Below are 6,709 nucleotides of genomic sequence, written 5' to 3'. Positions count from 1 at the left end.
TCATGGGCTCGGTCAACGCCGTCGCCACGGCCGCCGCCTTCCTCCCCGCCGCGCTGTGGTGGGCCTCCTACCGGCCCAACCCACTGTGGTGGCGCTTCACCCGCGCCTGGATTCCGCTGCTGGCCCTCGCCACCTGCTGGTGGGTCGTTCCGTTGCTGCTGCTCGGCCGGGTGAGCCCGCCGTTCCTGGACTACATCGAGTCCGCCGGGGTGACCACCCAGTGGGCCTCCCTGGCGGAGGTGCTGCGCGGCACCGACAGCTGGACCCCCTTCGTCTCCCCCGAGCGCATCGCCGGTGCGGTGCTGGTGACCCAGCCCGCCGCCGTGCTCGCCACCGGCATGCTCGCCGCCGCGGGCATGGCCGGACTCGCCCTGCGTTCCATGCCCTGGCGCGGCCGTTTCGTCCTGATCCTGTGCGTGGGCCTGGTCGGCATCTGCGCCGGCTACGTCGGGCAGTTGGGCGGCCCGTTCGCCGAACAGGTGCGGCTGTTCCTGGATTCCGGCGGCGCACCGCTGCGCAATGTGCACAAACTGGAACCGCTCATCCGCATACCGCTGGTGGTCGGCCTGGCACACCTGCTGAGCCGGGTGCCGCTGCCCGCATCGGTTCCGATGCCGGTGTGGCGCAAAGCCTTCGCCCATCCCGAACGGCACCGCATGGTGGCGGTGACGGCGCTCGTGCTCACCGCCCTGGCGCTGTCCACCTCGCTGGCGTGGACCGGGAAGCTGGCCCCGCGCGGCGCCTACGACGAGGTGCCGGGCTACTGGAAGCAGACCGCGCAGTGGTTGGCGCACAACGCCGCCGACACCCGCGCACTGGTGGTGCCCGGTGCGCCGTTCGGCAGCCAGGTGTGGGGCCTGACCCGCGACGAACCGCTCCAGGCCCTGGCGAGCACCCCGTGGGCGGTCCGGGACGCGGTGCCGCTCAATCCCCCCGGCGCCATCCGCGCCATGGATTCGGTACAGCGCCTCATCGCCGACGGGCGGCCGTCGGCGGGACTCGCGGCCACGCTGGCCGAGCAGGGCATCGGCGTGCTGGTGCTGCGCAACGATCTCGATCCGGAGACCTCGCGCTCGACGCGACCCATGCTGGCGCACCAGGCGATCGAGGGCTCGCCGGGACTGCGCAAAGTGGCGGAGTTCGGCGATCCCGTGGACACCAACGGGAAGGCCGACGGCCTGGTCTCCGACGGAGACCTGCGGCCGGGCTATCCGGCCGTCGAGATCTACCGCGTGCAGCCGCGGCCGGTGGGCACGCCCGCCGACATCAACAGCGGGACAGGCGCGCCGGAGTCCTTCCCGGGTGCGTACGAGGTGCCGTTGGACGGTGTGCCCGTGGTGCAGGGCGGTCCGGAGGTACTGGAGCGGCTGGCCCGCGATCCCGGTATCCCCGCCGGACCGACACTGCTGGCCGCCGATGCGGAGCGGGCCGGACTGCCCATCGAGGCGGTCACCGTCACCGATACCCCCATGGCCCGGGAGACCGATTTCGGGCGCGTCGACAACCACAGCTCGGCCGTGCGCGCGGAGGGCGATCCGCGACGGACCTTCAACCTGGTACCCGACTATCCGGTACCCGGCGCGCAGCTGGTGCGCGGGGAGTGGTCGGGGGCCACGATCACGGTCTCCAGTTCGGCGGGCGATGCCACCCAGCTCGGCGGTGCCGCGCCCGGCAGCTCCACCGCCGCGGTGGTCGACGGCGATCCGGCCACCGGCTGGCTGAGCAACGGCACCCAGACCGCCATCGGCCAGTGGCTGCGGCTCGATCTGGACGAACCGATCGACGCGGGCGCACTGCGGGTGACCACCAGCCGGGCCGCCATCGGTTCGCCGGTGAAGTGGCTGGAGGTGGCGACGGCCCGCGGCACGGTGTCCGCGCGTGTCGCCGAACCCGGTACGCCGGTGAACATCTCACTGCCGCCGGGACGGACACAATGGGTCAAGATCACCGCCCGGCAGACCGAGAACGGCTCGGGCGGTGGGCAGTTCGGCATCAGCGAACTCACCCTCGACGACTACGGGCGGCGCGACGATCCCGTGCGGGTGGATATCCAGCATCGCATCGTGCTGCCGCCCACCCCGGCGGGCGCCTGGATCGACGGCTGGCGGCTCGGCCAGGAATTCCCCGGCCGCAGCGCCTGTTTCGACGCACCGGACCGGATTCGATGCAGTAAGGCACTCGCACTGGCCGCCGAGGAGCCCGGCGTGTTCGAGCGCATGCTCTCGGTGCCCGAACCGCTGGCCGTATCGCCCGAGCTGATGGTCCGCACCCGGCCCGGACCCGCGCTGGAGCGGCTGCTCTCCGATCCGACCCGACCCGTCGCCCGCGGGCGCGCCGATGTGGCCGATCCGCGGGGCGCGGCCGTGGCGGCCACCGACGGCGATCCCCGCACCAGCTGGGTCGCGCCGGAGACCACGGTGCGAAACATCCTGGGGCCCAAGCCGACCCTGGTCATCGAACTGCCCGAGCCGACGCTGGTGACGGGCATCGCCATCACACCGTCACCGGGCGAACTGCCCGCCCATCCGACCTCGGTATCGGTGAATCTCGGTGACGGGCCGCAGATTCGCGAGGTGGATCCCGACTCCGGCGCCACCTCCCGCGTCGACCTGCATCCACAGGTCACCGACCGCATCGAACTCAGCATTCACACCTGGGATACGGTGCTCGACCGCACCGCACTGGGTTTCGCGCAGGAACAGCCGCCCGGCCTGGCGGAGGTCGCCGTCCTCGGACCCGACTACCCGGCCGCCGCAGACCCGGGCACACCGATCACCGTGGACTGCGCCAACGGCCCGACCATCGCCATGGCCGGCCGCACCCTGCACACCTCAGTGACCGGCACGATCGACGAATTGCGTTCCGGCGCACCGCTGCCCGCGCGCCTGTGCACCCCCGAGGAAGTGGCCGCCGACGCGCCGGACCTGCCGGTCGATGACGACTGGGACCGCACCGGCGGCGACCTGGTCGGCCTGCCCGCCGGACAGGTGGACGTGACGGTCGCGCCGACCGAACTCTTCACCGTCGACGAACTGCGCCTGAACCGTGCCGCGCTGGGCGGTTCGTACGCGCCGGCGACGGAAGAGAGTGCGGCAGCCGCTCCCACCCCGCCTCCGGCCGCTTTCGCCGCCCCCACCGGTGTCCGCGCCGCCCCCGGCACGCGTCTGCTGGTGCTGCCGCTCAGCACCAATGTGGGCTGGGAGGCGCATACCGCCGACGGCACCGCGCTCGAGCCGGTGGTGATCGACGGCTGGCAGCAGGCCTGGCTGGTTCCCGCGGATACCGAGGGGCCCATCACCGTCTCCTTCCCCGCCGACCGCTGGTACCGCCTCGCGATCTTCGGTGGACTGGTCCTGCTGGTGCCGCTCGCGGTGCTCGCGCTAGGGGGCTGGCTCTCGTACCGCGTGCGCGCGCTGCGCACCCCCGGCACCGGTCCGGCCGAGCCGCCCGCGAGTCACGCGACCGAGCCACACGCGGATGCTGCGGCCAAACTACTCGCGAGTGACGCGGCCGAGCCACACGCGCATAACGCGGACCAGCCGTACGCGGAGGCGGATACCCCAGCGATCACCAGGCACTCGGCCGCGCCCCGCACCTGGCGCAGCCGGACCGTGGGCGCACTGGGAATCACCGCCACGGCGGGGCTGATCTCCGGACCCGTCGGAATAGCGCTCGCCGCAACGGCTCTCGTCGCCAGCCACCTGCGTCCACGCCACTGGGACCGCATCCTCGTCGCGCTGGCGGCAGGCGGCACCGCCGTCTCCGCCGCCGCGCTCTCCACCGGCCCCTGGCGCTCCCCCGAGACCTATATGGGCGGCTCCCTCTGGACCCAACTCCCCGCCCTCGTCGCCGTCATCGCGGTCGCCGTCGCCGCCCTCCCCCCGGGCCGTCCCCGCTGACAGATCGAGGGGGAACTGGTAGCGGCATCGCCCGAGAGGTTCCCGCCACCAGTTCCCCCTCGATGCTCAGCCGAAGCGGCGCGCCCAGCGGCGGACGGGTTCCTCGATGAGGGCGTAGCTGGCGGCGGCCAGGGGGAGGGTGAGGGCGATGGTGAGGGCGAGGACCTGGGGGAAGTCGCCGCTGAAGGGGACGATGGCGAAGACCGGGAAGACGATGGAGAGTACGGCCAGGTGCCAGAGGAAGACGCCGTAGGACCAGCGGCCGAGCATGGCGGCGGTGCGGCTCTCCAGCCAACGGTGGCGGATATCGGGGCGCAGCACCAGGGGGGCGAGCAGGGTGAAGCCGATGATCGCGCCGAAGGCCATCTTCATGACGTACTGCCAGGGCGCACCCCGGGTGAGTCCGGGCAGGCCGCCCAGATCGGTGGCCGAGAGCAGCAGGGCCGCGGCCGCGATCGGCCACAGAATCCACGGATTCCCGGCGAGGCGGCGCAGCCGCGGCACCGCCAGGTCGGCCAGTTCGGCCAGCAGCATGCCCGCGGCGAACCAGGGCAGGTAGCCGGGCAGCCAGTTGTCGGAGTTGATGGCGTCCGGGGTCGGCACCGGAATGAGATTCCAAGTCAGACACAGTGTTCCGAAGGCGAGCAGCACCGGCACCCGCCAGCGCGCCCGCTCCCCGCGCAGCCACGCCACCGCGAAGGCCAGCAGCGGCAGCACCAGATAGAACGCCATCTCCACCGACAGACTCCACATCTGGGTGAGCCCGTCGGTCAGGGTGAGCGGCACGAATACCTGCACCAGGCCGAGATTCGCCAGCCACACCCGGAATCCGGCGGTGCTCGCCGCGGTCGGCAGCAGGATCAGCACCGCACAGACCACCGCCCAGTACGCGGGCAGGATGCGGGCCGCACGATGCAGCAGGTACCGCCGCGCGGTGGGCGCGGTGCCGAGTCCGCGCGCCGCGGCGGCGTGGGGCCGCCAGAGCAGGAATCCCGACAGTGCGAAGAACACCGCGACAGCCATGTCGAACCGCTCCAGCACACGCCCCACCACTGGCAAACTGGTCGCCCCGGTTTGGAATGCCACGTGGGTGACAACCACACCGAGCGCCGCCAGCCCGCGCATGCCCTCCAAGGCGGGCAGGAATCCGGCCCGTGATGTCCGCGCCCGGTGTGCCGCCGCCTCGGCTCCGGAGACCGCCGCGGCTGCCCGCTGGTCGATATCGCCGGGTGCGGGTCGGGCCGCGGTCGGCGCGGAGCCGCCGTGTCGCGGTGCCATAGCGAAAGCAGATGATGTCGCGGATGTCGGGCCGGTGGCAGCCGAAGTGGTCGCGCCGGTGGAATCGCCGCGCGGCGGTGCGGCCGTGTCCCCGCCCGCGCCGACGGGTGTGGAAGTCGACTCGATTGCACCCTCCACCTGCGCGGATTCGGCTTCTTCACCGACCGGTCGGGGGGGTTCGGAGGACGGGTGCAGGGTCGTGGTCATCGCGATCCAGTGTGCCTTGTCTGGCCTGATGTGAGCACTCCGTGTTTGACTTGGGGCCGTTTCGCGGGGATTTCCGGCCTCGGCGCAGCGTAAGGGCAGACCGGACTGTTAGTGTCGGGGCTCACGCGTGCTGCGCGGCGACCGCAGTACCGCGCCGGAACGACCTGTTCGACGACGAGGAGAACCTGCATGGCACTGAGTGCCGGTACCAGAAGGACAGTAGCCTGCCTACTCGTGGGGTTGGGCGCGATGCTGCTCGTCGCCGCGGTGATGATCCCCACCTATACGGTCAATCAGCTCGCCAAGACGCCGCTCGACCTGGAGATCACCACTGTCGCGACCAATGGACCCGAGAACGCCGGTGAGGTCCTCGACGCCAAGTCGCTGACCTCCCCCGAGGGCGCGGCGAAGGTCGACACCAACGTGCCGCTGTTCTCGCAGCGCTTCCTGACCATCGAGGAGCCGGTCAGCGCGGAGATCCTGACCATTCAGGCCGGTCAGACGCTGCGCCGCACCGACAAGCAGGGCGACACCGGCCTGCTGACGGCGTCCATCGACCGGGTCACCGTGGACCGCAAGACCGGTATGCCGGTCGACGAGGTCGACGGCGGCCCGAACGGCGCGATCGGCGCGACCGTGGACAAGAACGGTCAGACCGTGATGGACCCGGTCCAGCACACCGGTCTGCAGTACCGCTTCCCGATCGGCACCGAGAAGAAGACGTACCCGTACTTCGACGTCAACGCCCGGCAGACCTACGACATCAACTTCGTCGAGGAGACGGAGATCAACAACACGAAGGTCTACCACTTCTCGCAGACGATCCCGCCCGTCGACCTCTCCACCGTGGTGAACTCGCCGACCAACAAGCTGAGCCTGCCCGCCGCCAAGTGGGGGCTGGAAGGCGAAGAGCCGGTCACCATGACCCGCTGGTACACCAACACCCGTGACGTGTGGGTGGAGCCGCAGACCGGCACCGTCATCAAGGGCGGCGAGAAGATCTACCAGTACTACGCGCGCAGCGCCGACAACCCCGAGGTCACCGTGCTCAAGGGTGAACTGGTCTTCGACGAGAACACCATCGAGTCGCAGATCGCGGTCGCCAAGGAGAACACCGACAAGCTGGCCCTCTACGGCCGCGTCATGCCGATCATCTTCGGCGTCCTGGGCGCCATCGCCCTGATCGCGGGTCTGGTGCTGGGCCTGCTCGGCGGCGGCAAGGATCCGGTGCGCCGCGGCGCGGCCCGCTCGGGTGCCGGTCCGCGGCCGGGTTCCGGTGACGCGTTCTCGGACGCGCCGACGCAGCAGATCGACATCGGCAAGAT

3 protein-coding genes are annotated in these 6,709 nt (G+C 71.2%); 2 read left to right on the top strand and 1 reads right to left on the bottom strand.

The window, feature by feature from the left end; translation table 11 throughout:
• Nucleotides 1-3,899: alpha-(1->3)-arabinofuranosyltransferase family protein (locus tag QK444_RS30060; protein ID WP_282785493.1), on the top strand; the 3,899-nt coding region annotated here is incomplete at its 5' end.
• Nucleotides 3,900-3,965: 66 nt separating this feature from the next.
• On the opposite strand, the gene QK444_RS30055 is transcribed toward QK444_RS30060, so the two are convergent.
• Complete coding sequence (locus QK444_RS30055) at nt 3,966-5,024, bottom strand: acyltransferase (RefSeq protein WP_282785494.1); 1,059 nt, start codon at nt 5,022-5,024, stop codon at nt 3,966-3,968.
• A 549-nt stretch (nt 5,025-5,573) separates the two neighbouring features.
• Here QK444_RS30055 and QK444_RS30050 point away from each other — a divergent pair.
• On the top strand, nt 5,574-6,709 hold a 1,136-nt coding region (locus QK444_RS30050), incomplete at its 3' end, for a DUF3068 domain-containing protein (protein ID WP_282785492.1).

Source organism: Nocardia sp. CC201C, assembly GCF_030010695.1.
Classification (GTDB): Bacteria; Actinomycetota; Actinomycetes; order Mycobacteriales; family Mycobacteriaceae; genus Nocardia; species Nocardia otitidiscaviarum.
This window is presented reverse-complemented; position numbering and strand designations above follow the sequence as displayed.

What these genes read in the sequence shown, in the direction of transcription:
- QK444_RS30055 (WP_282785494.1), bottom strand. Translation starts at nt 5,024, where the DNA reads ATGCGCGGGCTGGCGGCGCTCGGTGTGGTTGTCACCCACGTGGCATTC.